This is a genomic window from Planotetraspora phitsanulokensis (assembly GCF_016863295.1).
GTDB lineage: Bacteria > Actinomycetota > Actinomycetes > Streptosporangiales > Streptosporangiaceae > Planotetraspora > Planotetraspora phitsanulokensis.
The window spans coordinates 1-1,385 of the sequence record NZ_BOOP01000077.1 but is presented as its reverse complement, the minus strand read 5'-3'; the positions used below and the strand labels follow the sequence as shown (position 1 = coordinate 1,385).

General features: G+C 68.8%; 1 protein-coding gene. It reads right to left on the bottom strand.

Features of this window, described 5'->3' with window-relative positions; genetic code table 11:
* Positions 1 to 1,385: metallophosphoesterase family protein (locus Pph01_RS42430; RefSeq protein ID WP_204078937.1), on the bottom strand; the 1,385-nt coding region annotated here is incomplete at both ends.

Sequence of the window (1,385 nt, the reverse complement as noted above, 5' to 3'; positions counted from 1 at the left end):
TTCACGACCTGGATGGTCTTCGTGGTCGTGATCGGTGCGAGCGAGCTGTCGTCGGTGTAGGCGCGCATCGAGTCGTTGGTGACGGTCACGGTGACCGAGCCCGTACGCAGCGCGGTGAGGGTCCGGGTTTGCGGGTCGAGGATCGCGACGATCTTGTGTGACTTGCGGGCCTTGTCGATGGCGTCCTGCCCGCTGCCGATCGCCAGGTTGGACGAGCCGCTCCAGTCGACCGACATCGGGTAGCGCAGCGGCACGACACGCGTGCCCGCTGACACGCCCTGGGGCTGCACGATGCTGCCGGAGAGCTGCACCGTCTTGCCCGCCTCGAGCGAGTCGGGGGTGTCGAGCGTGATGGACTGCGCGAAGGCGCGTACGTCGGCCTCGAGCCACTGCTGGTCGGCGTCCTGCCGCGCGTCGACGGACCAGTCGACCCACCCGGTGAAGCCGCCGCGGTCCGGCGTGCCGTACGGGTCCTTGCCGGAGGACGGCAGCACCATGTACGGGACACCTTCGACGCGGTGGACGTTTGCGATCTGGGCGTGGGATCCGACCATCGCGGCGCCCTTGCCCGTGGAGTCGCGGAAGTCGGTGAGCATGTTCTCGATGAGCGCGACCTCGTCGCGGTCGCCGAGTTGGCTGGACTTCGTCTCGGCGGGGTCGTCCACCGGGTGGTGGGCGAACACCATGACGTTGTGCACCGACTTGTCGTTTTCGGCGTCGGCGAGCGCCTGCTGCATCATGGGGAGCTGGTCCCAGGCCGACCCGCGCAGCGACCCGAGGGAGCTGGCGAGCAGGATGAACCGGGTGCCCTTGTGGTCGAACGTCCGGTACGGCCGGCCGAACTCGTTGGTGAAGTTCGTCAGGTCGGACTGGACGTTGTTGAGGCCGTAGGACTCGTGGTTGCCCGGCACGTAGTAGCACGGGATCGACCTGGCCTTCGGGTCCGGCGTGCTGTCCTCGGACGGCTCCTGGCCGACCGGGATGAGGTCGCACCCGGCGTCGGTGAGCACCTGGCGGGCAAGCGTGAGGTCTTGGGGCAGGCCGCGGTCGGTGATGTCACCGTTGAGGACGAGCAGGTCCGGCCTGGCCTTGCGGATCCGCTGGATGGCGGCCGTCGCGACCTGGGTCAGCGCCGGGTTGTCGGCCGTGAACTGCACGTCCGACAGCGTGGCGAACTGCCAGGTGTCGTGGCCCTCGGGCAGCGAGCCGTCGTCGGAGATGAGCGCGTCCGGCCGCAGGTCGGGCTGGGCGGGCAGGTCGATCGACGTCGGCACGTCGGCCTCGATGCGGTCCAGGACGAACGTGCCCGGCTTCTGCTGGGCGACGCTCGTGTTGATGCCCTGGAAGCTCGAGATCGTAATCGGGAACGCCGTGTTGGCCGGCAG